Origin of the sequence: Nocardia sp. NPDC051570 (assembly GCF_044454005.1) — a bacterium.
Taxonomy (GTDB): Bacteria; Actinomycetota; Actinomycetes; order Mycobacteriales; family Mycobacteriaceae; genus Nocardia.
The window spans coordinates 104990-129901 of record NZ_JBITDI010000008.1; the positions used below are offsets into that span (position 1 = coordinate 104990).

Genomic DNA, 24912 nt, shown 5'->3' on the forward strand with positions numbered 1-24912 from the left:
CACGCTAATGCACCGGTGTCGGCGCAAGCGAGAAGCGAACACGGGGAAGCACGGAGCGGATTTTGTCGTTGCCATGCAGTACAAATGCAGCAGACGCGGTGTGCCGGGCAGCGGCGCGCCCCGGGAGCGCACGCATCGTGCGTTCGGGATTTCCGCAGGACCAGCTACATATGCTGACGCCGGTCGCACATCCGCGCGTGAGTAGAATTCGTCCCGACGAAGGGGTAACAGGTGAAGGATCTGGTCGACACCACGGAGATGTATCTCCGTACCATCTACGACCTCGAGGAAGAAGGTGTCACTCCGCTGCGCGCGCGGATCGCCGAACGCCTCGAGCAGAGCGGTCCGACCGTCAGCCAGACGGTCGCGCGGATGGAACGCGATGGACTGCTGACCGTCGCGGGCGACCGGCATCTCGAGTTGACCGAGAAGGGCCGGGCCATGGCGGTCTCGGTCATGCGCAAGCACCGGCTGGCCGAGCGGCTGCTGGTCGACGTGATCGGGCTGGAGTGGGAGAACGTCCATGCCGAGGCGTGCCGCTGGGAGCATGTGATGAGCGAGGACGTCGAGCGTCGCCTCGTCGAGGTGCTCAACAACCCCACCACCTCCCCGTACGGCAATCCCATTCCGGGATTGGACGAATTGGGTGTGACCGGGACCTCCTCCGATGAGGAGAAGCTCGTGCGGCTGTCGGATCTGTCGCCCGGTCAGGTGTCGGCGGTGGTGGTGCGCCGGCTGTCCGAGCACATCCAGACCGATCCGGAGGTCATCGGCCAGCTGCGTGAGGCCGGTGTGGTGCCCGACGCCCGGGTGACCGTGGAGACCCGGCCCGGCGTGGTGGTCATCTCGGTGCCCGGCCACGAGGGTTTCGAACTGTCCGATGAGATGGCCCATGCCGTCCAGGTGAAGTTGGTCTGATCCATGAAACTTCTGGTGACCGGCGGCGCCGGATACGTCGGCGGCGTCTGCGCGCAGGTACTGCTCGAGGACGGCCACGAGGTGGTCGTCGTCGACGATCTGTCCACCGGCAACGCCGACGGCGCGCCCACCGGCGCGAAGTTCGTCGAGGGCGATATCGCGACCGTGGGCGTCGAACTGATCGAATCCGAATCCTTCGACGGTGTGCTGCATTTCGCCGCGCAATCGCTGGTCGGTGAGTCGGTGCAGCAGCCGGAGAAGTACTGGTACGGCAACGTGGTGAAGACGCTCGCGTTGTTGGAGGCGATACGCCGTACCGGAACTCCGCGGCTGGTGTTCTCCTCGACCGCGGCGGTCTACGGCGAGCCCGAACAGGTGCCGATCACCGAGGATTCGCCGACCCGCCCGACCAATCCGTACGGGGCGTCGAAGCTGGCCATCGATCACGCCATCACCTCCTATTCGGTGGCACACGGGCTGGCGGCGACCAGCCTGCGCTACTTCAACGTCGCGGGCGCCTACGGCGGCCTCGGCGAAAACCGGGTCGTGGAAACCCATCTGATTCCGCTGGTCCTGCAGACCGCTCTGGGACATCGGGATTCGATTTCGGTATTCGGCACCGACTACCCGACCTCGGACGGGACCGCGGTGCGCGACTACATCCACATCCGCGACCTGGCCCAGGCCCACCTGCTGGCGCTGGCCCAGTCCCGGCCGGGCGAGCATCGGGTCTTCAATCTCGGCAGCGGCACCGGATTCTCGGTGCGCCAGGTGATTTCGGCATGTGAACGGGTGACCGGCCTGCCCATCGCCGCCGTGGACGCGCAGCGTCGCGCCGGTGATCCGGCCGTGCTGATCGCCTCCAGCGAGCGTGCCATCGCCGAACTGGGCTGGGAGCCACGACACAACGATCTCGACGAGATCGTCTCCGACGCCTGGGATTTCCTGCGGTCGCTGGGCGAGCGGGCACACAGCGCCCGCTGACGGGCGTGCCGCGCTCATCGGTCCCACCGAACCGCGTCGATACCGAGATCCACACCCACCGCGGCGGCCTTGTCCCGGCCGCTGCGGGCCAGTTTTCGCACCTCCCGTGGCGGCATACCGGTCCGCAGGGCGGTATCGAGCAGTGCCGTGATCCGGTGGCCGGGTTCGGCGTGCAGCGCCGCGGCGAAGGCGACCCCGGCGAGCGGACCGTCACCGCGAACGTAGGCGCTGTAGCCGAGCAGGGTCGCCGCCTCGGCGCGATCGGCGCCGGTCGTCGCCTGGCACAGCAGCGTCCACACCGTCTCGGCGGCGTGGGCATGGTCGCCGACCGCGAGCGCGAACAGCGCATCGCGCACCGTCGGATCCCGCAGTGCCACGGCCAGTTCCGCGAGTTCGCGCGCCCGCACCAGCTCGCCGGAATCGACCGCCGCGATCGACCAGAGCACCATCTCCAACGCGGCCCGGCTGTAGGAGCCGGGCTCGCAACGACAGACGGCCCGGCGGTACTGGTCACGCGCCCGTGTCTCGGCCTGTTCGAGCACGGCGGCGACTTCTGCCGCGGCCCGCGGATCCGGCGCGACGACGGCCATCAGCTCCTCGCGTGAGGTCCGGATCGGGCGGCCGTCGAGCACGTGTGCGAGCGTGATCGGCGAATCCGCCGGATTCGATTGCAGGCCGCCGACATCGGGCTCGAGCAGGCTCCACCACGGCGCCTCGCCGGCGATCTCGCGCACCGCGCACACCTCGCCGACGACCACATCCTCGGCCTCCAGCGCGGCGCAGAGCACCCGGACCAGCTCGCGATGCCGCGCCGAGCGGGCGCCCGGGCGCCCGGCCCGCGGCGCGCCGGCGCGATCGTCGACGATCAGGAGCAACACGGCCAACGTCCGTTCCTGCACGCAGATCGTGGCCAGCTGACCGGCCAATCGGGCCCATGCGCCACAACCGAATACGTCCAGATCGTGCCGGGCCACGATGCCCAGGCTCAGCGAATCCGGGTGATCCGGGGCCTCCCGCAGCATGCACACCACCAGCGAACGTTCCGGCATGAAGCCGAGCAACGCCGGGACGGCCGCGATGAATTCGCTCGCATCGTCCAGCCGCAGTCTCGGATCGGGCCACAGCGGCTCGAAGCCGTGGTCGACGGATCGCTCGGCCGAACAACAGGGTTCGCCGGGCGCGGTGGGCGCCGGCGGCCCACCGCGCAGTCTCGGGACCGATCGAGGCTCTCCCGCCCGGCATTTCGGTGACCCGCAGATCGGCGGGCGGGCGGCGTCCCGGGGCGCCTCGAGGGCGCCGTTGTCGCCGGGTACTGGTTCGGCTGGCGTGGTCATGTCGACCAGCTTGCGCGCCAGCCGATCTCACCGATCCCCGGCGACCTGCGGTTTCATCCAGGCTGTGGATAACGGTTCGGCTGTGGATGAATCCGGTCGAAACGACCGTGCCACACCTAGTCCGACGCGGTGGTCAACTGAGCCAGCTCCGCTTCGCTCAGCCGCAGCCCACCCACGGCCAGCAAGTCGGCGAGCTGCGCGGTCGTCCGGGCGCTGGCGATCGGGGCGGCGACGGTCGGCTGCGCGGCCAGCCAGGCCAGGGACACGGCGGCCACCGGGACCCGATGGGCGGCGGCGATGGCATCCAGCGCGTCGAGGACGCGCAGCCCGCGGTCGTTCAGATAGGCCGCCGCACCTTCCGCTCGCGGGCTGTCCACCTCGGCGCCCGGACGGTACTTGCCGGTCAGAAAGCCCTTGGCCAGTGCGTAGTACGGCACGGTGGCCAGGTTCTCGGCCTGGGCCAGCGGCAGCAGATCGCGCTCGAAATCGGCGCGCTCCACCAGGTTGTACTGCGGCTGCACGGCCACGTAGCGGGCCAGGCCCTCGCGGTCGGCAACGGCCAGCGATGCGCGGATGCGCTCGGGCGACAGGTTGGAGGCCGCGACGTAGCGCACCTTGCCCGCGCGCACCAGCTCGTCGTACGCCGCGACCGTCTCCTCGAGCGGAGTGTCCGGATCGTCGTAGTGCGCGTAGTAGAGATCGATGTAATCGGTGCCCAGCCGCCGCAGCGACGCCTCGACCGCACCGTGAATCGCCTTGGCGGACAACCCTTGGAAGGGTGCGAGCCGACTGCCCTTGGTGGCGATCACCACACGCTCGCGCCCGCCGCGCGCCTCGATCCACTCCCCCAGAATCGTCTCGGATTCGCCACCGCTGTTGCCCGGCACCCACGCGGAGTACACATCCGCGGTGTCGATGAAGTTCCCGCCCCCGGCGACGAAGGCGTCGAGCACCTCGAAGGACCCCGCCCGATCCGCGGTCCAGCCGAACACGTTGCCGCCCAGACACAGGGGAAAGACGTCCAGATCCGTCGCACCGAATTTCGCCATGAATTCGAACGTACTCCGGTCAGCCCCGGCGCACGTCGCCTACTGCGGCGGTGAACACCTGATCCAGTCCGGCCGTATCGGCGCGGCCGTCGCCGTAGCTCATGTAGGTGACCGCGATGCGCACCTCACCGATCTGCCCGAGCAGGGTCTGCAGCGACCGCGTCAGCCCGGGCCCGCCCACCTGTCCGGTCACCGTGCGCCGCAACGCGAGCGCATCGTCGACATGTGCGGGCGGCGGCGGATCCAGCTGCGTGGCAACGGTATTCGTGACCGGTCCGCGGCTGACGCGGATCGTGCCGCAGCGCTGCAGCCGGTCGCGCAGCCGGGCCAGCGGGACATCGGTCCGGGTCAGCTCGACGGTGAGGGTGGCTCGGGTGTCGTTATCGGTGCCGACCGCGATCGCGCCCCGATCCGGCTCGAACGACGGCGTCGGTACGGCGCAGTCGGCCGGATCGACCTGTGCGCCCTCGGGAGTTCCGCTGATGTCCCCGGCCGCGCGGCGTGCCCGATCGGGCGGCAGCACGACGGTCGTATACCTCGCCGGAAACTGCTCCCGGCCCGGCAGCAACCGCGTCAACGGGCCGGCGGAGGGTGCGGTCGTATTCCGCGCGGCCTCGGGATGTCCGGACACCGTCGAACCGCACGCCGTGAGCATCAAGCCCAGCGCCGCGCATCCGAGGGCCCGACCGAACGCGCGCCCATACCGCGCGCCCGGTGAATCCGGCACGATCACATGTTCACTATGCCGAAGCGGCGCGAACGCCCCGCGCTGCCACGCCGGTGCCCGGTGGGCGGGAATGTGAATCGGTTACCGGTTGTTGTCCGGGTGCGGTCCACCCCACCCTGCGAGGTCTCCGAAGAACATGAGAGACAATGAAGGTGGTCGGCGATCCCGCGTCGAGGTGGGCCACCGCAGGAAGGAGTACGCGATGGACTACGAGTCGCGAATGTACGAGCTGGAGTTCCCCGCTCCACAGCTGTCGTCCGCCGACGGTGCCGGTCCGGTGCTGGTGCACGGGCTGGAGGGTTTCACCGACGCCGGCCATGCGGTGCGCCTGGCGACGACCCATCTGCGCGAGAGCCTCGAATCGGAGCTCGTCGCCTCGTTCGATGTGGACGAACTGCTCGACTACCGCTCGCGACGTCCGCTGATGACGTTCAAGACCGATCACTTCACCGATTACGCCGAGCCGGAACTGAACCTGTGGGCCCTCAAGGACACCGAGGGCACGCCGTTCCTGCTGCTGTCGGGTCTGGAACCGGATCTGCGCTGGGAGAAGTTCGTGACCGCGGTGCGCCTGCTGGCCGAACAGCTGGGTGTGCGCCGGACCATCGGCCTGAGCGCGATCCCCATGGCGATTCCGCACACCCGCCCGCTGGGCGTGACCGCGCACGCCAGCGACAGCGATCTGATCGGCGACCATCAGCGCTGGCCCGGTGAGCTGCAGGTACCCGGCAGCGCCTCGTCGCTGCTGGAATTCCGGATGGCCCAGCACGGCCACGAGTCGATCGGCTTCTCCGTGCACGTGCCGCACTACCTGGCCCAGACCGCCTATCCCGAAGCCGCTCAGACCCTGCTCGAGAGCGTTTCGGACAACGTCGGCCTGCGGCTGCCGCTGGCCGCGCTCGGCGAGGCCGCCGCGCGCGTGCGCGAACAGGTCAACGAGCACATCGCCGGCAACGCCGAGGTGGAGACGGTCGTGCAGGCCCTGGAACGTCAGTACGACAGCTTCGTCACCGCCCAGGAACGCCAGTCCAGCCTGCTCGCGGGCGACGCGGACCTGCCCACCGGCGACGAACTCGGCGCGGAATTCGAACGCTTCCTGGCCGAACAGTCCGGCCTCGGCGACGACGAGGACGGCCGCGAGAGGTAATGCCAGGGCGCGGAAAACCGCGTAACAACACCCGGTAACGTTGAAAGACGTGCAGCTTTCCGAACTGATCCCCGATCGCGCCATGCCCGATGTGGATCCGGAGTGGCTGTACGAGAGCTTCGCCGACTGGACCCTCGAACAGGGCCTGACGCTGTATCCGGCGCAGGAAGAGGCGCTGCTGGAGCTGATGACCGGGGCGAATGTCATTCTGGCCACGCCCACCGGTTCCGGTAAGTCGATGGTCGCGGTCGGCGCGCATTTCGCGGCGCTCAATCGCGGTCAGCGCAGTTATTACACCGCCCCGATCAAGGCCCTGGTCAGCGAGAAGTTCTTCGCGCTGTGCGAGGTATTCGGCGCGGACAAGGTCGGGATGGTCACCGGCGACGCCGCGGTGAATCCGACCGCACCGATCATCTGCGCGACCGCGGAGATCCTGGCGAATCTGGCGCTGCGCGAGGGCGCGGCCGCCGAGGTGGGCCAGGTGGTGATGGACGAGTTCCATTTCTACTCCGATCCCGATCGCGGCTGGGCCTGGCAGGTGCCGCTGGTGGAGCTGCCGAACGTCCAATTCCTGCTGATGTCGGCCACTCTCGGCGAGGTCGACTTCTTCGCGAAGGATCTCGAGCGCCGCACCGGCCGATCCACCGCGATCGTCACCGGCTCCGAGCGCCCGGTGCCGCTGATGTTCTCCTACGTCCGCACGCCGATCACCGAAACCCTCGAGGAATTGGTCTCCACCCACCAATCCCCGGTCTACGTCGTGCATTTCACCCAGGCCGCCGCCCTCGAGCGCGCGCAGGCGCTGACCAGCGTCAACTTCGCGTCCAAGGCCGAGAAGGATGCCATCGCCGAGGCCATCGGCAGTTTCCGTTTCTCCAGCGGTTTCGGCAAGACGCTCTCGCGGCTGATCCGCCACGGCATCGGCGTGCACCACGCGGGCATGCTGCCCAAGTACCGCCGCCTGGTCGAGCGGCTGGCCCAGGAGGGCCTGCTGAAGGTGGTGTGCGGCACCGACACCCTCGGCGTCGGCATCAACGTCCCGATCCGCACCGTATTGCTCACCGGGCTCACGAAATTCGACGGTGTGCGCACCCGCCGCCTCAAGGCCCGCGAATTCCATCAGATCGCCGGACGGGCGGGGCGCGCGGGCTACGACACCATCGGCACGGTCGTCGTGCAGGCCCCCGAACACGAGGTCGAGAACGCCCGGCTGCTCGCCAAGGCCGGCGACGATCCGAAGAAACAGCGCAAGGTCCAGCGCCGTAAACCGCCCGAGGGCTTCGTGTCCTGGTCCGAGGACACCTACAACCGCCTCATCGCCGCCGAACCCGAGGCGATGGTCTCGCGCTTCCGGGTGACCAACTCCCTGCTGCTCAACGTGATCGCGCGGCGCGGCAACTGCTTCGATGCCATGCGGCATCTACTCGAGGACAATCACGAACCGCGCCCGGCGCAACGCAAGCACATCCTCAAGGCGATCGGGCTCTACCGGGCTTTGCGCGATGCGGGCGTGGTGCAGCAGCTCGACGAGCCCGACGAATTCGGCCGCCGCGCGCGGCTGACCGTGGACCTGCAGCGCGACTTCGCACTCGATCAGCCGCTGTCCCCGTTCGCGCTGGCCGCGTTCGAACTCCTTGACAGCGACGCGGTGACCTACACACTGGATGTGGTGTCGATCATCGAGTCCACGCTGGAGGATCCGCGTCAGCTGCTGCTCGCCCAGCAGCACAAGGCGCGCGGCACCGCCATCGGCGAGATGAAGGCCGACGGCATCGACTACGACGAGCGCATGGAGCTCATCGAGGACATCACCTGGCCCAAACCCCTGGCCGAACTGATCGAGCCCGCGTTCGAGACCTATCGGGCCGGTCACCCCTGGATGTCGGAGTTCAGCCCCGCCCCCAAGTCGGTGGTGCGCGAAATGATCGAGCGCTCACTGACTTTCACCGAACTGGTCAGCGAATACGAGTTGGCGCGCTCGGAGGGTCTGGTGCTGCGCTACCTCGCCGACGCCTACCGCGCCCTGCGCCGCACCGTCCCCGAATCGGCCCGCACCGAGGAGCTCGAGGACATCACCGAATGGCTGGGCGAGCTTGTGCGCCAAGTGGATTCGAGTCTGCTCGACGAGTGGGAGCAGCTCACCAATCCGGGTGCGGAGAACGACGACGACCAGCTGGCCTTCGGCGCGGATACGGTACGCCCGATCACGGCCAATGAGCGCGCCTTCCGCGTGCTGGTGCGTAACGCGATGTTCCGGCGCGTCGAGCTGGCCGCGCTGGGCCGCTGGGATCGGCTCGACGAGATGGGTGACGGGCCGGACTGGGAGTCCGCGCTGGAACCCTACTTCGCCGAATACGGAACCCTCGGCACCGGCCCGAATGCCCGCGGCCCCAGGCTTTTCCAGATCGATCAGCGTCCGGACTTCTGGCATGTGCGCCAGGTGCTCGACGACCCGGCGGGCGATCACGGCTGGTCCCTCGACGCCGTGGTCGACCTCGCCGAATCCGATGCCGCCGGCGAGGTGGTGTTCGACGAGATGGCGGTGACGGCCGGATGAACTCTTCGGTCCGCATTCCCGTCAGCGCACTGATCCTGCGCCGAAAACAGGTCCCGGCATCGGCCGGGAATCCTGGATGGTGACACCGCTCACTGCCGAGTGGTGATGTTGTGCTGCGCATGCAGCGGCGTCATCAGGGCGTATGGAATCACCGTCGGGTGTCAAGACGGCGTCAATCCGGTTCGTAATACACAGCATCCTGCTGATACTGTCTCGCTCGGCCTGCAGCGGAAAGCTGCCCAGAAGGAAGAGAGTTCCCTTAGATTGTTGAGCTCAAACGCGCCCGAGTCGCCCTGTCTCGTCATCGATCTCGCCCGGGTGCGCGACAACTACCGCGCACTGCGGTCCGCGCTACCCACAGCGCGAATTCGGTTCGCGGTCAAGGCATCTCCCCTGCCGGAGATCATCCGGCTGCTCTCCGACGAAGGCGCCGAATTCGATGTCGCCAGCATCGGCGAGATCGAGCAGTGCCTGAGCCTGGGCGTCGACCCGGCCGCACTCTGCTACGGCAATCCCATCAAGAAGGCGAGCCATATCGCGGCCGCCCACGCCGCGGGTGTGCGCCGCTATGCCTTCGATACCGAGGACGATCTCGAGCGCATCGCCGAGCACGCGCCGGGCACGGAGGTCGAGTGCCGCTTCCTGGCCTCGGCGCCGCAGTCGCAGACGCCCTTCGGCACCAAGTTCGGCTGCGCGCCCGGTGAGGCGGTGCGGCTGCTGGTGCGGGCGCGCGATCTGGGACTGCGGGTCATCGGGCCGTATTTCCATGTGGGCTCACAGCAATTGGACCCGGCGGCGTGGCGGATCGGCATCGAGCAGGCCGGCGCGATCACGGAAGCCTTGGCGGTCAAGGACATTGCGGTCAGCGCGGTGAATATCGGTGGGGGACTGCCGATTTCGTATGTCGATCCCGCGCCGACGCTGTCCGAACTGGGTGCGGTGATCGCCGAGGCGGCATCGCACCATCTCCCGGAGCACACCGATCTGGTGGTGGAACCCGGCCGCGCCCTGGTGGGCAGCGCCGGCGTGATCCACGCCGAGGTCGTGAACGTGCGCATCGCGCCGGACGGGCGGCGCTGGATATACCTCGATATCGGCCGTTACAACGGAATGGCCGAAACCGAGAACGAGTACATCGCTTACCGGATCGAAACCTTACGAGACGGTGACCCCACAGACGAGGCGGTGATTGCCGGTCCGACCTGTGACGGAGACGATGTACTCTATCAACGCACGCGTGTCCTGTTACCTACCACGCTGCGAGCCGGTGATCCCGTTCGGATCTTCGATACCGGCGCCTATACGGCGAGCTATTCGTCGGTGTCCTTCAATGGTTTCCCGCCTCTGACTGTGCATGTCATTGGCGCTGAGCGAGAGTGAGTTTGCCCATGACGGCAGAATTCACCGGTTGGCATGTGCTGGCCGAGTTCGGTGGTGTCGACGCAGCCCTTTGCAACGATCTCGAACGACTCGAAACAGCGCTTCGAAAATCGTTGCTAGGAGCCGGAGTCACCATCTGCGATGTGGTTCATAAGCAGTTCGAACCGCAGGGCGTGACGGTGTTGGCGCTCCTTTCCGAGTCGCATGCCTCGATTCATACCTATCCGGAATCGGGCGATATCTTCGTCGACGTGTTCACCTGCGGCAGTATCGGCGCCGGTGCCACGAAGGCGGTCGAACTACTGCAGGCGGAGCTGTCCCCGGGCAGTGTGCATATGGAGGTGATCCAGCGCGGGCACGCCGCCCGCCGGATCCACGAGCCCGTCGGCGAGGGTCTGACCCGCGTCTGGGATCTGAAGGATGTCCTGGTCGACACCCGAACTCCGTTCCAGCACATGGTGATCGCGCGCACCGAACAGGGTGTGTCGCTGTTCTCCGACGAGGATCGCCAGTCCACCGAGTATTCCCAGCTGACCTATCACGAGGCCATGCTGGTGCCCGGTTACGCGCTGGCCGCGAAGCTGGACAAGGTGCTCATCGTCGGCTCCGGCGAGGGCGTGGCCTCGCAGATGTCGGTCGCCGCCGGTGCGTCGCTGGTCGACCACGTCGACATCGATCAGCTGGAGGTGGAGCTGTGCGCGAAGCATCTCCCCTACGGCTACACCGAGGCCGATCTGGACCGGGCGGTCGCGCAGCAGGGCCCGATCAAGATGCACTACGCCGACGGTTGGGACTTTCTGGCCAAGGCCGAGGCGGCGGGCGTCCGCTACGACATGATCGTCATCGATCTGCCCGACGAGCGCGTCGAGGACGCCCAGCACAACCGCCTCTACGAGGACGATTTCCTGCTGCGATGTAAAGCGCTGCTCGCCGAGGGCGGCGTGCTCGCCGCGCAGGCGGGCTGTCAGACCATGTGGCGCAACGAAACATTGAAGCGCTCGTGGACCCGCTTCCACAACCTGTTCGCCACCGTCGTGCCCTACGTCAGCGACGAACACGAGTGGACGTTCATCTTCGGCACCCCCGCGGTGCTCGAGGATCCGGTGACGAAGATGACCGCCACCCTGGCGAGCCTGCCCTACCGGCCCGAGACGGTCGACGCACAGGCCCTCGTCCGCGGCGCCATCGAACCGCACGCCCTGCGCGTCGGCGTCCCCGTAGGCTGACTGCCGCACAACGGAATACGAGAAAGGCCCGCCCGGATCGGTTGTCCGGGCGGGCCTTTCGCATCGCCACATCGGCGCCGAGGACCGACCGTCCGTCACGAACCCGGTAGCAGCAGACCGAAGGTCGGATGTGGGGAGGCCTGACGTAGGACCAGCCGCCCGCCCTCGGCCTCGACGAGGGAGCGGGCCAGGGCCAGGCCTATCCCGTGGGTGTCGTCGCGGCCGGTCGGGCGGGGAGCGAAGGCGGCGTCGGGATCGGTCAGACCGGGGCCGTGGTCGGAGACCTCGATGAGCAGGTCCTCGGCCACCGTGTGGGCGCTGAGGGTGGTCGGGCCCGCGCCGTGTACGAGTGCGTTGTCGACGAGGACCTCGACGACGTGGCGAATCGCGGTGGCGGAGGCGTGGATCGGCGGCAGGTCGGCCGCGCAGGACACCCGCAGGGATCGTCCGCGCTCGGTGAAGATGGTCTGCCAATGGTCGCGGACCGCGTCGAGCAGGTCGGCGGTCGCCAGCGCTGGGCGGGCCGTGGTCTCGTGCTCCCGGGCCAGGCGCAGGAGATCCTCGATCGTGGATTCCAGTCGCTCTCCGCGGCGCAGGGCGGTCACGACGGCCTGCCGCAGATCCGCGCCGGGGCGGGCCAGTGCCGCCTCCAGGCCGAGCAGCAGCGCGGTCAGTGGCGTACGCAGTTGATGGGAGACCTGGGTGCTGACCGCGCGCTCGCGCTCGAGCAGCCGGCCCAGCCGGCCCGCGGTGACCTGCAGCGCGTCGGCGAGGGTATCGGCCTCGGCGATCCGTGAGCGGTGCGGATCGATGGTGAAATCGCCGTCGCCGAGCGCCCGCGCCGAGGCGGTCAGCCGTTCGAGCGGCCGGGCGATCCGGCCGCCCTCGTAGCGCGCCAGCAGGGCCGCGATGCCGACCGCGGTCAGGCCGAGCAGCACCATGAGCAGCCAGGCGCCGTGGGTCTGTTCGCGGACCAATCCGTAGGGCATGGAGACCCGTACGGTGGCCGCGACGACGCGATCGGTCCAGATCGGCACCGACACCGCCAGATCCGGCCCCTCGATCAGCACATGGATATGGCCATCGGCGGCCGCGGCGGCCAGCGGTGATGTGGCGGGGCCGTTTTGGCGAATCAGCCGACCGTCGACGGTGTAGACGCCGACGGTGCGATTCGCGTGCGGGCGCGCGACGCCCTCGGAGCCGCCGGGTACCGTGGCCGCGGCCCGGAACGCATCGCGCTGCAGTTCGGTGACGGCCTCGGTGTAGTACATCCGCTCCACCGCGATCGTGAGCGGCACGGCGAACAACAGCATCGACAGCGCGGTGACCGCCACGATCGAATTCCATACCCGGCTCCGCAGCGATCGTGCGCGCGAGATCGTAACATGCACTGCCCGAATGCCTTTCGATTCTCCCGGCCCGGCCGTACCACCTATCATCGGATGATGGGATCGGCTCAGCTGCTGGTGGTCGAGGACGACCCCGATATCGGCGTCGAACTGCGTAACGCACTGGTGGGCAACGGTTATACGGTCCACTGGGTGCAGACCGCGGCCGATGCCGAGGCCGCGGTGGCGCGGCGGCGGCCGGATCTGATCCTGCTCGATCTCGGGCTGCCCGACCGCGACGGTGTCGCACTGTGCCGCGTCCTGCGCGCGGCCCTACCCGGCACCGTCATCGTCGTGCTTACCGCGCGTACACAGGAATTCGAGGTCGTGGTCGCCCTCGACGCGGGGGCCGACGACTATCTGACCAAACCCTTCCGGCTCACCGAGCTGTTCGCTCGCCTGCGCGCCCATCTGCGCAGGCAGTCGAGCGGCGAGGGCGCGGCCGTGTTGTGCGCGGGTGAGCTGCGCGTCGACCCGCACGCCCGGCGCGCCTGGATCGGCGAGGCCGAACTGTCGTTGCGGCCCAAGGAATTCGACGTACTGGCGCTGCTGCTGGCGCGCGCAGGGGAGGTGGTCACCCGCGACACGCTCATGTCCACCGTCTGGGACGAGCACTGGTACGGCTCGACCAAGACCCTCGACGTGCACATCTCGGCGCTGCGCCGCAAACTCGCCGAACACGGCGAGGATCCGCTCAGCATCACCACCGTGCGCAGCCGCGGGTACTGCTTCCAGACGCGATGACATTCGACACCTCTTGTCCCCCAATGTATTCGGGATCAACAAAGGCAAGCGTAAGGTTTACCTTCCGATGACCGGGCGCTAACCCTACGATTCGTAACGTCGATGACATGAGTTACGGCACTGCTCTTCGAACCGAGATCCACAGCGACCGCATCACTCCACTCATCGGCATCTTCGACATGTACTCCGCCTCGCTGGCCGCCCAGCACTACAACGGAATGTTCGTGTCCGGCTTCGGCTTCGCGGCCTCGCACTACGGCCTGCCCGATATCGGCTTCATCGCCTGGCCCGATATCGTCGCCTTCGTCCAGCGACTCCGGCTGGCCTTCCCCCGCCAGCATCTGCTGGTCGACATCGACGACGGTTACGTCGACCCCGAGGTCGCCTGCCACGTCGTCACCCACCTCGAACGCATCGGCGCCTCCGGGGTGATCCTCGAGGATCAGAAGCGGCCACGACGCTGCGGCCACGTCTCGGGCAAGCAGATCCTGCCCTTCGACGAATACCTCGAGAAGCTGAATCTGGTGCTCGAGACCCGATCCGATCTGGTCGTGGTGGCACGCACCGATGCCACCGAGGAATCGGAGATCCTCTACCGCGCCGCCGCCCTGGCCGATACCGATGCCGATGTGCTCCTGGTCGACGGCGTCCGCAGCATCGACTGGATCCGCAAGGTACGCAACGTCATCGGCGACAAACCCCTACTGTTCAACCAGATCGCCGGCGGCCTCTCACCACGACTGTCGCTGCCCGAACTCCAGGACCTCGGCGTCGACGTCGCGATCTACTCCACGCCGTGTCTGTTCGCCGCCCACACCGCCATCACCGACGCACTGCTGGAACTGCGCGCCAATGACGGTCGGCTACCCGAATTCGACGCCGCCAGCGTCGGCGTCGCCGCATCGCTGGAGCTGTTGGAGCGCAATATGGCCCGTCATCACGAGACTCGTGGCGATGATCTGCTGGTGACCAGCACCGCGATCACCCGCTGATCCGAGAGACGAAGGGCCCGGATCGATACAGACCGGGATCCGTTGCGGTCTGCGGGACGCAACGGATCCCGGTCTGTACCCATCGAGGAGGCGGTGCGACCCCTCAGCCGAATCGCACCGCCACGGGTCTCACGGCAGGACCGGCGGCTCGATTCCCAACTCGCGCAGGCGGTTCCGGTAGGTCTCGACCGAGGCGAGCTTGATGCCCTCGTAGCCGCGGACCACATCCGCGAGCGACGCGGCCTCGACGGCGCGGTCGTAGTCGGTGCTCAGAGTGGCGGCCAGTGCGGAGACCATGTCGGTGTAGTGCGCGAGCAGGGCGCGTTCGACCTTGCGCAGGTGCATGTAGCCGAACGGGTCGAACTTGGTGCCGCGCAGGCGCTTCCCCTTGGCGAGCACCTTGAGGGCGAGGTGGGTGCGCGGAGTGAAGCCGATCTTCTTCTTCCGGCCCAATGCGCGCAGGATCGGCGGGTGCAGTTTGTAGGTCAGGTTCGCGCCCTCGGGCACCTGGGCCGAAACCTGCTCCACGAAGGCCGGATCCACCAGCCGCCGCGCCACCTCGTATTCGTCCTTGTACGCGGTGAACTTGTACAGCCCGCGCGCGGCCTGTTCGCTGAACTCGGTGCGCTCGGTGACCGCCTGCTGGGCCAGCCAGATGTGCTGCATGACGCCGACGTATTCGCGGGCCACTCGCACACCCTGGAAGCCGATCAGCTCCACCGCCCGCAGCTCGACGAGCCTGCGGGTCTCACCCGTCGCGGACAACCCGTCGAAAAGGTCCACGGGAACGGCGATTTCGATGCGCTCGGCCTGCGGGCGCGCGATGGCGGCCGCGAACGCGTCCGGCCGCGCCACCGCGGCCCGGCCCCAGCGGAAGGCCGCGATATTCGCCGCCACGGCCACGCCGTTGATCTCGATGGCCTCCTCGATCGCCGAGGCGGGCAGCCGCAGGCCGCCCAGCTGATGAGCCGCGCCGATCAGCAGGAAGTTCGCGGCGGTGGTGTTGCCGAAGAGCTCCTCGGCCGCGGCCAGCGCGTCGAACGAATGCACCGTGCGCGACACGCCCTGCAGCCGCGACAGCAGCAGCTCGGTCTCCGGATAGCTCACCGACTTGTCGTAGACCATCGCGCCGGTCGGCGTCTTACTGGTCGAGGCCACCGACAGCGTGGTCTCGGCCGATCCGTACGCCAGATTCTTGTTATCGGCCGCGGCCAGCAGATCGAAGGCCACGATGCAGTCGGCGCCGGCCGGGGTCAGCCGATTGGACGGCTCCAATTCGCCCGCGGCGAACCGCAGATGCGAGACCACCGGTCCGGCCTTCTGGCTCAGCCCGATCTGATCCAGGCTCGCCACCTCGTATCCCGCACGCAGGGCCGCCGTGGCCAGCACCTGGTTCACGGTCACGATGCCGGTGCCGCCGATACCCGCGAGGAAGACGTTCTGCGTGGTGGTCAGGACGGCCGCCGGGAGATCGGCCAGCGCGGGCGGTTCGGGCCGGGTCCGCTTGCGCGGCTTGGCCTTCGCCGGATCCGGCAGCTCCACGGTCACGAACGACGGGCAGTCGCCGTCCATGCAGCTGTAGTCGGTGTTGCAGGAGGTCTGGTCGATGCGGGTCTTGCGGCCGAATTCGGTGTCGACCGGCTGCACCGACAGGCAGTTGCTCTTCACGCCGCAGTCGCCGCAACCCTCGCACACCGCCTCGTTGATGACCACGCGGGTGTTGCGGGTCGGCAGCGTGCCCCGCTTGCGCTGGCGGCGGGCGTCGGCGGCGCAGTGCTGGTCGTAGATCAGCACGGTCACGCCCGGGACCTCCCGCAGGGCGCGCTGCGCCTCGTCGAGCCGATCCCGGTCCCACAGCAGCGTTCCCGGCGCGAGATCGCGCTTGCGGTACTTCTTCGGCTCATCGGCGCAGATGATGATCTGCTTGACGCCCTCCACGCTCAGCTTGTGGGTCAGCCGCGGTACGGCCAGCGCGCCCTCGGCGTCCTGTGCGCCGGTCATCGCGACCACGTCGTTGTAGAGCAGCTTGTAGGTGATGTTCACCCCGGCCGCGATGCACGCTTGGATCGCGAGCTGTCCGGAGTGGAAATACGTTCCGTCGCCGATGTTCTGGAACAGATGCGGCACATCGGTGAACGGCGCCAGCCCGATCCACTGCGCGCCCTCGCCGCCCATCTGCGTGAGGCCGAGCACCTTGCTGTCCTCACGATCGGACAGGGTGACCATGGTGTGGCAGCCGATGCCACCACCGGCCAGCGACCCCTCCGGCACGGCGGTGGAGCGGTTGTGCGGGCAGCCGCTGCAGAAGTAAGCCGCGCGCTTGGTCTCCAGCACCGCCAGCGACAGCGGTTGCGGCAGTGGACGTTTCATCTCGAGGTGGCCGTCGAGCACCCGGCGCAGCGGCTTCACGATGCGCCCGGCGGTCAGCTCGCCGTCCTGATCGAACAGCGGGCGGCCCGCGGCGTCGCGCTTGCCGACGATCTGCGGCGCGTCGGCGCCGCCGTAGAGGATCTCGCGGATCTGGGTCTCGATGAAGGCGGTCTTGTCCTCGACCACGATCAGCCGCTCCAGGCCCCTGGCGAATTCGACGACCCGCTGCGGGGCGATCGGGAACGGCATGCCGATGCGCAGCAGCCGCACGCCCGCGCGGTGCAGTGCCTCGTCGTCCACGCCCAGATCGATCAGCGCCTGGCGCACCGCGTCGAATGTCGTTCCGGTGGCGGCGATTCCGATGCGCGCCTGCGGCGGATCGACCTCGATGACATCCAGATCGTTGAGGGTGCTGTAGGCCTTCACCAGTTCCCAGCGCGGGCCGTACAGATCGGCCTCGGCGATCACGCTGTCGGCCGGGGCGGCCATCGGACGCTGCCGGTAGGTGAACGGCCTGCCCTCCCACTGGATCTCGGGCAGCACGATATCGATATCGCCGGTCGCACCGTCGACCGTCCAGGCGCCGTCGGCGACATCGGCGACGATCTTGAGCGCCACCAGGCAGCCCGATACCCGCGACAGCGCGACACCGTGCAGGCCCATGGTGATGATCTCGCGGGCATTGCGCGGAAACAGCACCGGAATGTTCAGCGCGGCCAGCGAACGCTCCGAGACCGCCGGGACCGTCGAGGACTTCGAGGCCGGATCGTCGCCGACCAGCAGCAGCACACCGCCATTGGCGTTGGCGCCGTACATGTTCGCATGCCGCAGCGCATCGGTGGAGCGGTCCAGGCCCGGGCCCTTGCCGTACCAGACGCCCACCACACCGTCATGGGTCGCCCCGGCGCCGGTGGGCAATTGGCCCTGGCTGCCCCACACCGCGGTCGCGGCCAACTCCTCGTTGAGGCCGGGCACGAAGCGAATATCGTGCTCCGACAGCACATCCGGCATGCCGCTCAGCATCCGGTCGACGCCACCCAGTGGCGAACCCTGGTAGCCGGAGACGAACGTGCCTACCCGTCTGCCCGCCCGCAGATCGCGCACATGCTGTTCCACCAGCTGGCGCGCGATGGCCTGGACACCGGTCAGGACCACGGTGCCGCCGCCGACCCGGTAGCGGTCGGCGAGGTCGTACGGTGCTGGGATCAGTTCGCGGTCGGCGAGCTCGGTCATCAGTTCCACCCGTCCGTTCGGCACCTTCTGAGCGCCTCTCGAAGTTGAGCATTCGTCGCCGTCATCCTGTCCTGACGAGGCGGAATGAACAACAGATGGATCTGGAATTGCGCAATGTGCGCAATTGGGTGCCGTCGGGGTGGGCAGAGGTTGTGCAGAGTGTGACCCGCGACACGATCTCAGGGCTACCGCGTAGAATCGCCCGCGCTGTGGCCCCGGCTACTGTTCGGCACGAGAGGCGGCCTCGCGTCGCCACCGCGCGCACCGGTCCGCATAGCGCGCGAGATGATCGGTCGCGAATGTCTCGGCCGCCCAGTCGTTTCGGGTGACCTCCGCGGTCCAGACGTACGTCGGCACCGGATCCGGACAACCGATCACCGCGATGGCGCGCAGATCGTATTCGTCATCCTCGAAGGCGTCGATGACCCGCCATTCGGCCGCGGTGACCCCGTCGAGGACCAGCCCCGCGACCAGGCGTCCGGGCTGCGGCACGAGGCCCGGATACAGCCGCCCCGCCAGCGTCGCCGCGCGCCAGTCGCGCGCCACGGCCACCTCGTGATCCGGTGTGCGCCCGAGCAATTCGTCGAGCACCGGGGCGAACTGCAGGGTGCCGTAGACGAACAGCCGCGCGCCGACGCCCTCGAGTCTGCTCATACCGACCACCATCCGCGAACGGGCGCGACAATTCGCCGCGCAGTTGCCAGTCTCATGAAACTACTCTGCCCACATCGTCTGAAAAGGCCGAAGCTGCGGATACGTGACCTCAGTCACGGCGGTGCCGATCAGTTGCTGAGCGAGTTACCGGGGGCGGGACACGGCCGCGCCGGTCAGCCGGGCGAAGGCCCGGGCATCGTGCGAGCAGAAGATCGTGATCTCGTTGCCGTGTTCCCGATTGAGCTCGACCAGCCGGCGCTGATTGGCCCGGTACGCGCCCATCGAGATCGAACCCATCTCGTACAGCCGCCACATCCAGGGCGTGGTCGGATTCGCCGGATCGATCTCGCTGTCGAGATAGAAGGCGTCGCCGGCATGCAGCAGCCAGCCCGCGCCGGTATCCACCGCGACGCCCACATGGCCGCGGGTATGCCCGGGCAGCGGAATCACCAGGATCTCCGGCGGCAGCCCCGGCAGATCGCGCACCGCCTGGAAGCCGAACCATGGTTCGCCACCCTCGAATTCGTTCACCATCCACCGCGGCCCGTGCGCCCATTCCACGGCGCGATAGCGCATGCGTTCGGACATCGTGCGGCCCGCGGTCGCCGCGCGGAATTCGGGGCCGTGCACATGCACTACCGCACCGGGGAAATCGGATAACCCACCGGCATGGTCGAAATCGAGGTGGGTCAGCACGATATGGCGCACATCGGCCGGGTCGTAGCCCAGGGCCTGGATCTGGCGGATCGCGGTCTCGTGTTCGGCGGGCTTGGCGCCGACCAGGAAGCGGCTCGGACCGAGCAGCCGTCCCGGGTTACGTACGCAGTCCAGCCCGAAACCGGTGTCGACCAGCACCAGCCCGGTCCTGGTCTCGACGAGCAGACAGTGAGCGATCGTACCCAGGGACATGCTGCCGCAGTTGAGGTGATGAATCCGCACGGCCCGAGCGTCCCAGACCCTTACCGAACGGTCAATCGCGCTGGTGGCAAAGCAGAGCGGAGATCATTGTGCAGTCTCACAGGGGCCGCCCGGACCGAATGATCTCGGCGAGGTTCTCATAGTCCTCGATGCGCGCGGTCGAGCCGCGAAAGACCAGGCCCAGCGTCCGGCCGGGTGCGGGCGCGGCGAATCGGGCGATTTCCAGCGTGCCCCGGGCGGTTTCGGCGGGCACGGCCATCTCCGGGATGAGCGTCACGCCCAGACCGCCCGCGACACACTGCACCACGGTCGCCAGCGACGCCGCGCGGGTATCGCCGACCGGTCCGGGCCGCACATCGCGCGCCCGGCACAGCTCGAGCGTCTGATCGCGCAGGCAATGCCCCTCGTCCAGCAGGAGCAGCGGCAGCCGATCCAGCGCCTCCGGCGCGAGGTCGGTGCGCCCGGCGAGTTCATGTCCGCGCGGGGCGATCAGCACGAACTCCTCGCTATAGAGCGGGATCTCGACGAAGCCGGTGGATTCGGTCGGCACCGCCAGCAGTGCCACGTCGAGCACGCCGGTGCGCAGCCCGTCCAGCAGCCGCGCGGTCTGATCCTCGATGACATACGGCACCAAAGTGGGCAGTCTACTGCGCAATTCGGGCAGCAGGCTCGGGAGCACATAGGGCGCGACCGTCGGGATGATGCCCAGTCGCAGCGTGCCCCGCAGCCCGTCGCCCGCCGCCGAGGCGACGAAGCGGTCGGCCGCCTCGAGCGTCGCCATCGCCTGCGGCAACAGTCTTTTGCCCGCGGCGGTGACCAGCACGCGGCGCGTGCTGCGCTCGATCAGCTGCAGTCCCAGTCCGTTTTCCAGTGATGCCAGAGCCTGCGATAGCGTTGGCTGGCTCACATTCAGCCGCGCCGCCGCGGTGCCGAAATGCCGATATTCGGCAATCGCCACGAACGCACGCAGCTGTGACAGGGTGGGCTGATAAGTCTGATCAGTCACGCCTATTAGTATAGTGCGACTGATCACCTTTACCTTTCAGTGCTGGTTGGGCAAGATCACACCCGAACACTTCGCACGGCAATCCCGACAACGAAGAGGAGCAAGCATGGCCCTGCTGACCATCGGCGACCAGTTTCCCGCCTACAACCTGACCGCGGTTATCGGCGGTGATCTGTCCAAGGTGAATGCTCAGCAGCCCGACGACTACTTCACGCAGATCTCGAGTGACGACTACGCCGGCAAGTGGCGGATCGTCTTCTTCTGGCCCAAGGACTTCACCTTCGTGTGCCCGACCGAGATCGCCGCGTTCGGCAAGCTGAACGACGAGTTCGCCGACCGCGACGCCCAGGTGCTCGGCGCGTCCGTCGACAACGAGTTCGTGCACTTCCAGTGGCGGGCTCAGCACGAGGACCTCAAGACCCTGCCGTTCCCGATGCTGTCGGACCTCAAGCGCGAATTGGCCGCGGCCACCGGTGTTCTCAACGCCGACGGCGTCGCCGACCGCGCGACCTTCATCATCGACCCGAACAACGAGATCCAGTTCGTCTCGGTGACCGCCGGTTCGGTCGGCCGCAATGTCGACGAGGTGCTGCGCGTGCTCGATGCGCTGCAGTCCGACGAGCTGTGCGCATGCAACTGGAAGAAGGGCGACCCGACCATCAACGCGGGTGAGCTCCTCGCCGCCAGCGTCTGATCCAGGAGGTCACCAAGTGTCTGTCGAGAACCTCAAGAACTCGCTTCCCGAGTACGCCAAGGACCTCAAGCTCAACCTGTCGTCCATCGCGCGGTCGACCGTGCTGAACGAACAGCAGCTGTGGGGCACTCTGCTCGCCTCCGCGGCGGCCACTCGTTCGGCCACCACGTTGCGCGAGATCGCCGAGGAGGCGGCCGACACCCTGTCGGCCGAGGCGTACAACGCCGCCCTCGGCGCCGCCTCGATCATGGGCATGAATAACGTGTTCTATCGGGGCAAGGCGTTCCTCGGCGGCCGCTACGACGACCTGCGGGCCGGGCTGCGCATGCAGATCATCGGCACGCCGGGCGTCGACAAGGCCGACTTCGAGCTCTGGTCGTTCGCGGTGTCCTCGATCAACGGCTGCCAGCATTGCCTGGAGGCACACGAGCACACGCTGCGCGAGGCCGGTGTCTCGCGTGAGGTGATCTTCGAGGCGCTGCGCGTGGCCGCCATCGTCGCCGGTGTCGGCCAGGCCGTACAGGCCACCGAAACCCTCGCCGCGGCGAACGTCTGATTCGATCGAAATGCCCTGCCCCCTTTGGGGGCAGGGCATTTTCGTGTCCACAACAGACCCGTCGGTACTCAGCGGTACGCTGGTTCACCATGGGCGCAGTCGAGAGCGACAGCACACAGATCGAGGTCGTTCGCGTCTTCACCGATGCGGCGGGCCGTTTCGGCAATCCCGTGGGCATCGCCCGCGCCGACGAGGTCGGCGGCGCCGATCACCAGGCCCTGGCCGCGCGCGCGGGCTACAGCGAGACCGTGGTCCTCGACGAGCCCGCCGACGGGCGCACCCGGATGCGGATCTACACGCCCACCAGGGAGCTGCCGTTCGCCGGACATCCCTCGGTCGGTGCGGCCTGGTGGCTCTCGCACACCGGCCGGCCGGTCAAGGTGATCGATGTGCCCGCCGGTCCGGTCGAGGTCGAAGCGCTCGACAACGGCCTGACCTGGATCCGCGCCCGCGCCGAATGGACGCCCAGCTTCACCGTCGACCAGTTCGACAACGTCGATGATCTACTCACCCTGCGGCCCACCGACTTTCCCGAGGGCCATCACTACGTCTGGGCCTGGGTCGACGAACATCGCGGCGCCATCCGCTCGCGATTGTTCGCCCCGGACCTGGGCATCGCGGAGGACGAGGCCACCGGCGCCGCGGCGGTCGCGATCACCGCGCTGCTGCGCCGCGGGCTGATCATCACCCAGGGCCGCGGCTCGCAGCTGTTCACCGAATGGGATTCCGACGGCTGGGTCCGCCTCGGCGGCCGGGTCGTGCCCGACTATCCGGTGGTCATCTGAGCGCTCAGCACCGCCCCGGCACGGGCAGCGCCTCCTGCAGGGCCTCGAGCGTTGTCAGCGGATTGTGATAGCTGACGAAATCCGCGATCTTGCCCTCGCGCATCCGAATCAGCACCACCATGTGATCGCGATAGGAGCCGGCGCCCTCCTCGGCGGCGTCGACCGCGTCGACCTCGGCCAACCAGCGTCCCGGATCGATGAACGGCCGCATCGAGGTGACGGCGAGAGCCTGGTGGCCGTGCATGCCCATCGTCGCGAAGGCCGCACGAATCTCCTCATGCCCGACCAACTCTCGCGGGAAACCCGGCGGCTGCCACGGCAGCAGGATCCGCGCGTCGTCGGTGAGGGTGGCGAGGTAGCCGTCGAGATCGCGGGCCGACTGGCACTGGAAGTTTGCCAGGACGGTCATACGCTCGCGCCGGCGCCGCGCGTCCAGCCCGGCCCGATCGGATTCGGTGGTCATCATGCTGGGTCTCCTACTCCGGAATCTCACGACTTACTAGGGATAACTGAATGTGAGCTAAACCTCTTTCTCATAGTGATCCAGGTCAAACGATCCGCGCAACCGCGAGGACGTCTCACTTTCGTTAGGATCACGACATGCACGTCGTTGCGGCGGTGGTCCCGGATCGGGTCGAGATCTACGACCTGATCATTGGTTGCCATGTCTTTGCCACAACGGTCATACCGGACGTGGGCTACGGCTATGAGGTGCGGGTCTGTGGCGGCGACACCACCGCCATGTCCTTCGGCCAGCGGTTGTTCGGTCTGCGGGCCCGATGGCCGATGGCCGAGCTCGAGAATGCCCACACCATCCTGATCCCGGGATTCCAGCCGCCGTGGGACGTCGATCCGGAGCTGGCCGAGCTGCTGCGGCGCGCCGCACGCGCCGGGGTGCGCATCGCGTCGGTCTGTACCGGTGCGTTCATCCTCGCCGAGACGGGGCTGCTGGACGGGCAGCGGGCGACCACCCACTGGATGAACTGCGATGCGCTGGCGAGTCGCTATCCGAATGTCAAGGTCGATCCGGATGTGCTGTTCGTCGACAACGGATCGGTGCTCACCTCCGCGGGGTATTCGGCGGGTCTGGATATGTGCCTGCATATGGTGCGCAACGATTACGGCGCGCAGGTGGCCGCCGATACCGCTCGCACGATCGTGATGCCGCTGCAGCGCGACGGCGGGCAGGCACAATTCATCGCGCATGCCCCGGATCCCGGCGAGCGCACGGCCCTGCAGCCGATACTGGAATGGGTCGAACATCATCTGGACAAGCCGCTCAGCCAGACCGATATCGCCCGCGCGGCCGGGGTTTCGGTGCGCACGCTGCAGCGGCACTTCCAGGAGCAGCTGGGTACCACCGCCCTGCAATGGCTGCTGCGCACCCGCATCGATCGCGCCCGGCAGCTGTTGGAGACCACCGATCTGTCGATCGAGCAGATCGCCGACCAGTGCGGCTTCGGTTCGGCGGTCACGCTGCGGCACCACTTCGGCCGCAAGGTCGGGGTCGCACCGCTGGCCTACCGCAAGGCCTTTCGCTGACTCAGCGCAGTGCCGCGATCATCATGTAGGCGGTGCCGAGGTCCATCACCACATGCGGAATCCGCGCGAGCGGGCCGGTGACACCGGATGGATGTGCGAAGGCGTGCCACAACGACACCCGAGCCGGGAGCAGCGCCAGGACGGCGTCGACCGCGAATACCGCCGCGAGGGCCCACAGCACCGGCCCGTGCCGGCCCGTGCCCATCTGTCCCGACATGGTCATATGTCCCGACATGGCGTAGAGCATGGCCGCCGCGGCCAGCAGATGGTAGGCGACCGCCGCGCCCGGACCCGAGGCATTTCCCGTGCGCCACTGGATGATTCGCCCCATCAGCAGCAGTGCGTAGACCACGACCATGGCGGTCAGCACCCCACTGAGGGCGGGCGGACTGGCCGCGGCCGGAAAGATCAGCATCACCCCCATCACCAGGCACATCAGCAGATGGGCGGCATCGGATTCGTAATCGACCGCACGCGAAAACCGCTGTGCCCCTTCACCCGCCACCGACCCCAAGGCGACCCGCCCCGCCACGATCATTCCGGCCACCGCGAACGCGATCACCGCCGCCCACCGCAGCACCCCGTACTCCAGCACGAATCCGGCCACGCCAGCCCACCTTTCCGGCACTGCCCCTCCGCCGCCCTGCCTCCATGCTCGCACCCGATCCGGGCAGGGGCACCCTGTTCTGCGGATTCACCTTTCTGACG

General features: G+C 67.8%; 22 protein-coding genes. 12 read left to right on the top strand and 10 right to left on the bottom strand.

Going from position 1 to position 24912, the window contains the following annotated elements; genetic code table 11:
- Positions 1-231: 231 nt before the first annotated feature.
- Both ACIA76_RS21430 and galE read left to right on the top strand, forming a co-directional pair.
- Positions 232-918 carry an iron dependent repressor, metal binding and dimerization domain protein gene (locus ACIA76_RS21430; protein ID WP_397153600.1) on the top strand — a complete coding sequence of 229 codons (687 nt, stop codon included), beginning with the start codon at positions 232-234 and terminating at the stop codon, positions 916-918.
- A gap of 3 nt (positions 919-921) precedes the next feature.
- Positions 922-1902: a UDP-glucose 4-epimerase GalE gene (gene galE / locus ACIA76_RS21435; protein WP_397153601.1), complete on the top strand. Its 981-nt coding sequence runs from the start codon at positions 922-924 to the stop codon at positions 1900-1902.
- Between the two features lie 14 nt (positions 1903-1916).
- On the opposite strand, the gene ACIA76_RS21440 is transcribed toward galE, so the two are convergent.
- The 3 genes from ACIA76_RS21440 to ACIA76_RS21450 form a co-directional block, all read right to left on the bottom strand.
- A complete protein-coding gene (locus tag ACIA76_RS21440; RefSeq protein WP_397153602.1) occupies positions 1917-3236 on the bottom strand; it encodes a DUF4192 domain-containing protein in 1320 nt (439 codons plus the stop codon).
- 116 nt (positions 3237-3352) lie between these two features.
- Complete coding sequence (locus ACIA76_RS21445) at positions 3353-4285, bottom strand: aldo/keto reductase (RefSeq protein WP_397153603.1); 933 nt, start codon at positions 4283-4285, stop codon at positions 3353-3355.
- Between the two features lie 19 nt (positions 4286-4304).
- Positions 4305-5018, bottom strand: a complete 714-nt coding sequence (locus tag ACIA76_RS21450) for a sensor domain-containing protein (RefSeq protein ID WP_397153604.1) — start codon at positions 5016-5018, stop codon at positions 4305-4307.
- A gap of 196 nt (positions 5019-5214) precedes the next feature.
- Between ACIA76_RS21450 and ACIA76_RS21455 the strand changes: the two genes are divergently transcribed.
- From ACIA76_RS21455 to speD, 4 genes are all read left to right on the top strand, one after another.
- Positions 5215-6159, top strand: a complete 945-nt coding sequence (locus ACIA76_RS21455) for a proteasome assembly chaperone family protein (protein WP_397153605.1) — start codon at positions 5215-5217, stop codon at positions 6157-6159.
- Positions 6160-6208: 49 nt separating this feature from the next.
- Positions 6209-8716: a DEAD/DEAH box helicase gene (locus ACIA76_RS21460; RefSeq protein ID WP_397153606.1), complete on the top strand. Its 2508-nt coding sequence runs from the start codon at positions 6209-6211 to the stop codon at positions 8714-8716.
- A gap of 267 nt (positions 8717-8983) precedes the next feature.
- Entirely contained in the window at positions 8984-10096 is a 1113-nt protein-coding gene (locus tag ACIA76_RS21465) for a type III PLP-dependent enzyme (RefSeq protein ID WP_397153607.1), read from the top strand.
- Between the two features lie 8 nt (positions 10097-10104).
- Positions 10105-11322: an adenosylmethionine decarboxylase gene (gene speD / locus ACIA76_RS21470; protein ID WP_397153608.1), complete on the top strand. Its 1218-nt coding sequence runs from the start codon at positions 10105-10107 to the stop codon at positions 11320-11322.
- A gap of 95 nt (positions 11323-11417) precedes the next feature.
- On the opposite strand, the gene ACIA76_RS21475 is transcribed toward speD, so the two are convergent.
- Positions 11418-12656, bottom strand: coding sequence for a histidine kinase dimerization/phospho-acceptor domain-containing protein (locus ACIA76_RS21475; protein ID WP_397153609.1), 1239 nt, complete (start codon positions 12654-12656; stop codon positions 11418-11420).
- A 111-nt stretch (positions 12657-12767) separates the two neighbouring features.
- Here ACIA76_RS21475 and ACIA76_RS21480 point away from each other — a divergent pair, with 111 nt between their 5' ends.
- A complete protein-coding gene (locus ACIA76_RS21480) occupies positions 12768-13454 on the top strand; it encodes a response regulator transcription factor (RefSeq protein ID WP_397153610.1) in 687 nt (228 codons plus the stop codon).
- Positions 13455-13561: 107 nt separating this feature from the next.
- Positions 13562-14446 carry an oxaloacetate decarboxylase gene (locus tag ACIA76_RS21485; RefSeq protein ID WP_397153611.1) on the top strand — a complete coding sequence of 295 codons (885 nt, stop codon included), beginning with the start codon at positions 13562-13564 and terminating at the stop codon, positions 14444-14446.
- A gap of 129 nt (positions 14447-14575) precedes the next feature.
- Here the strand turns inward: ACIA76_RS21485 and ACIA76_RS21490 are convergent, their stop codons facing one another.
- The 4 genes from ACIA76_RS21490 to ACIA76_RS21505 all read right to left on the bottom strand — a co-directional run bounded on the left by ACIA76_RS21490 (position 14576) and on the right by ACIA76_RS21505 (position 20627).
- On the bottom strand, positions 14576-18049 hold the full coding sequence (locus ACIA76_RS21490) for an indolepyruvate ferredoxin oxidoreductase family protein (RefSeq protein WP_397153612.1): 3474 nt from the start codon (positions 18047-18049) through the stop codon (positions 14576-14578).
- A gap of 219 nt (positions 18050-18268) precedes the next feature.
- Positions 18269-18703, bottom strand: coding sequence for a gamma-glutamylcyclotransferase family protein (locus tag ACIA76_RS21495; protein WP_397153613.1), 435 nt, complete (start codon positions 18701-18703; stop codon positions 18269-18271).
- A gap of 144 nt (positions 18704-18847) precedes the next feature.
- Positions 18848-19612: an MBL fold metallo-hydrolase gene (locus ACIA76_RS21500; RefSeq protein ID WP_397153614.1), complete on the bottom strand. Its 765-nt coding sequence runs from the start codon at positions 19610-19612 to the stop codon at positions 18848-18850.
- Positions 19613-19718: 106 nt separating this feature from the next.
- Positions 19719-20627, bottom strand: a complete 909-nt coding sequence (locus tag ACIA76_RS21505; RefSeq protein WP_397153615.1) for a hydrogen peroxide-inducible genes activator — start codon at positions 20625-20627, stop codon at positions 19719-19721.
- Between the two features lie 106 nt (positions 20628-20733).
- Between ACIA76_RS21505 and ACIA76_RS21510 the strand changes: the two genes are divergently transcribed.
- From ACIA76_RS21510 to ACIA76_RS21520, 3 genes are all read left to right on the top strand, one after another.
- Positions 20734-21321: a peroxiredoxin gene (locus ACIA76_RS21510; protein WP_062504858.1), complete on the top strand. Its 588-nt coding sequence runs from the start codon at positions 20734-20736 to the stop codon at positions 21319-21321.
- 16 nt (positions 21322-21337) lie between these two features.
- Entirely contained in the window at positions 21338-21877 is a 540-nt protein-coding gene (locus ACIA76_RS21515) for a carboxymuconolactone decarboxylase family protein (protein WP_397153616.1), read from the top strand.
- A gap of 89 nt (positions 21878-21966) precedes the next feature.
- The gene (locus ACIA76_RS21520) at positions 21967-22662 is read left to right on the top strand and encodes a PhzF family phenazine biosynthesis protein (protein WP_397153617.1); all 696 of its coding nucleotides are present in this window, start codon (positions 21967-21969) and stop codon (positions 22660-22662) included.
- A gap of 4 nt (positions 22663-22666) precedes the next feature.
- Here ACIA76_RS21520 and ACIA76_RS21525 read toward each other — a convergent pair whose 3' ends face one another.
- The gene (locus tag ACIA76_RS21525; protein ID WP_397153618.1) at positions 22667-23128 is read right to left on the bottom strand and encodes a nuclear transport factor 2 family protein; all 462 of its coding nucleotides are present in this window, start codon (positions 23126-23128) and stop codon (positions 22667-22669) included.
- Positions 23129-23262: 134 nt separating this feature from the next.
- On the opposite strand from ACIA76_RS21525, the gene ACIA76_RS21530 reads away from it, so the two are divergent.
- Positions 23263-24204 carry a GlxA family transcriptional regulator gene (locus ACIA76_RS21530; protein ID WP_397153619.1) on the top strand — a complete coding sequence of 314 codons (942 nt, stop codon included), beginning with the start codon at positions 23263-23265 and terminating at the stop codon, positions 24202-24204.
- 1 nt (position 24205) lies between these two features.
- Here the strand turns inward: ACIA76_RS21530 and ACIA76_RS21535 are convergent, their stop codons facing one another.
- A complete protein-coding gene (locus ACIA76_RS21535; protein WP_397153620.1) occupies positions 24206-24811 on the bottom strand; it encodes a DUF5134 domain-containing protein in 606 nt (201 codons plus the stop codon).
- Positions 24812-24912 lie beyond the last annotated feature (101 nt).

Excerpts from the sequence above, each read along its gene's own strand:
- galE (WP_397153601.1), top strand. The coding sequence starts at position 922 with ATGAAACTTCTGGTGACCGGCGGCGCCGGATACGTCGGCGGCGTCTGC.
- ACIA76_RS21510 (WP_062504858.1), top strand. The coding sequence starts at position 20,734 with ATGGCCCTGCTGACCATCGGCGACCAGTTTCCCGCCTACAACCTGACC.
- ACIA76_RS21455 (WP_397153605.1), top strand. The coding sequence starts at position 5,215 with ATGGACTACGAGTCGCGAATGTACGAGCTGGAGTTCCCCGCTCCACAG.
- ACIA76_RS21440 (WP_397153602.1), bottom strand. The coding sequence starts at position 3,236 with ATGACCACGCCAGCCGAACCAGTACCCGGCGACAACGGCGCCCTCGAG.
- ACIA76_RS21445 (WP_397153603.1), bottom strand. The coding sequence starts at position 4,285 with ATGGCGAAATTCGGTGCGACGGATCTGGACGTCTTTCCCCTGTGTCTG.
- ACIA76_RS21480 (WP_397153610.1), top strand. The coding sequence starts at position 12,768 with ATGGGATCGGCTCAGCTGCTGGTGGTCGAGGACGACCCCGATATCGGC.
- ACIA76_RS21485 (WP_397153611.1), top strand. The coding sequence starts at position 13,562 with ATGAGTTACGGCACTGCTCTTCGAACCGAGATCCACAGCGACCGCATC.
- ACIA76_RS21525 (WP_397153618.1), bottom strand. The coding sequence starts at position 23,128 with ATGATGACCACCGAATCCGATCGGGCCGGGCTGGACGCGCGGCGCCGG.
- ACIA76_RS21490 (WP_397153612.1), bottom strand. The coding sequence starts at position 18,049 with ATGACCGAGCTCGCCGACCGCGAACTGATCCCAGCACCGTACGACCTC.
- ACIA76_RS21520 (WP_397153617.1), top strand. The coding sequence starts at position 21,967 with ATGGGCGCAGTCGAGAGCGACAGCACACAGATCGAGGTCGTTCGCGTC.
- ACIA76_RS21530 (WP_397153619.1), top strand. The coding sequence starts at position 23,263 with ATGCACGTCGTTGCGGCGGTGGTCCCGGATCGGGTCGAGATCTACGAC.
- speD (WP_397153608.1), top strand. The coding sequence starts at position 10,105 with ATGACGGCAGAATTCACCGGTTGGCATGTGCTGGCCGAGTTCGGTGGT.
- ACIA76_RS21495 (WP_397153613.1), bottom strand. The coding sequence starts at position 18,703 with ATGAGCAGACTCGAGGGCGTCGGCGCGCGGCTGTTCGTCTACGGCACC.
- ACIA76_RS21500 (WP_397153614.1), bottom strand. The coding sequence starts at position 19,612 with ATGTCCCTGGGTACGATCGCTCACTGTCTGCTCGTCGAGACCAGGACC.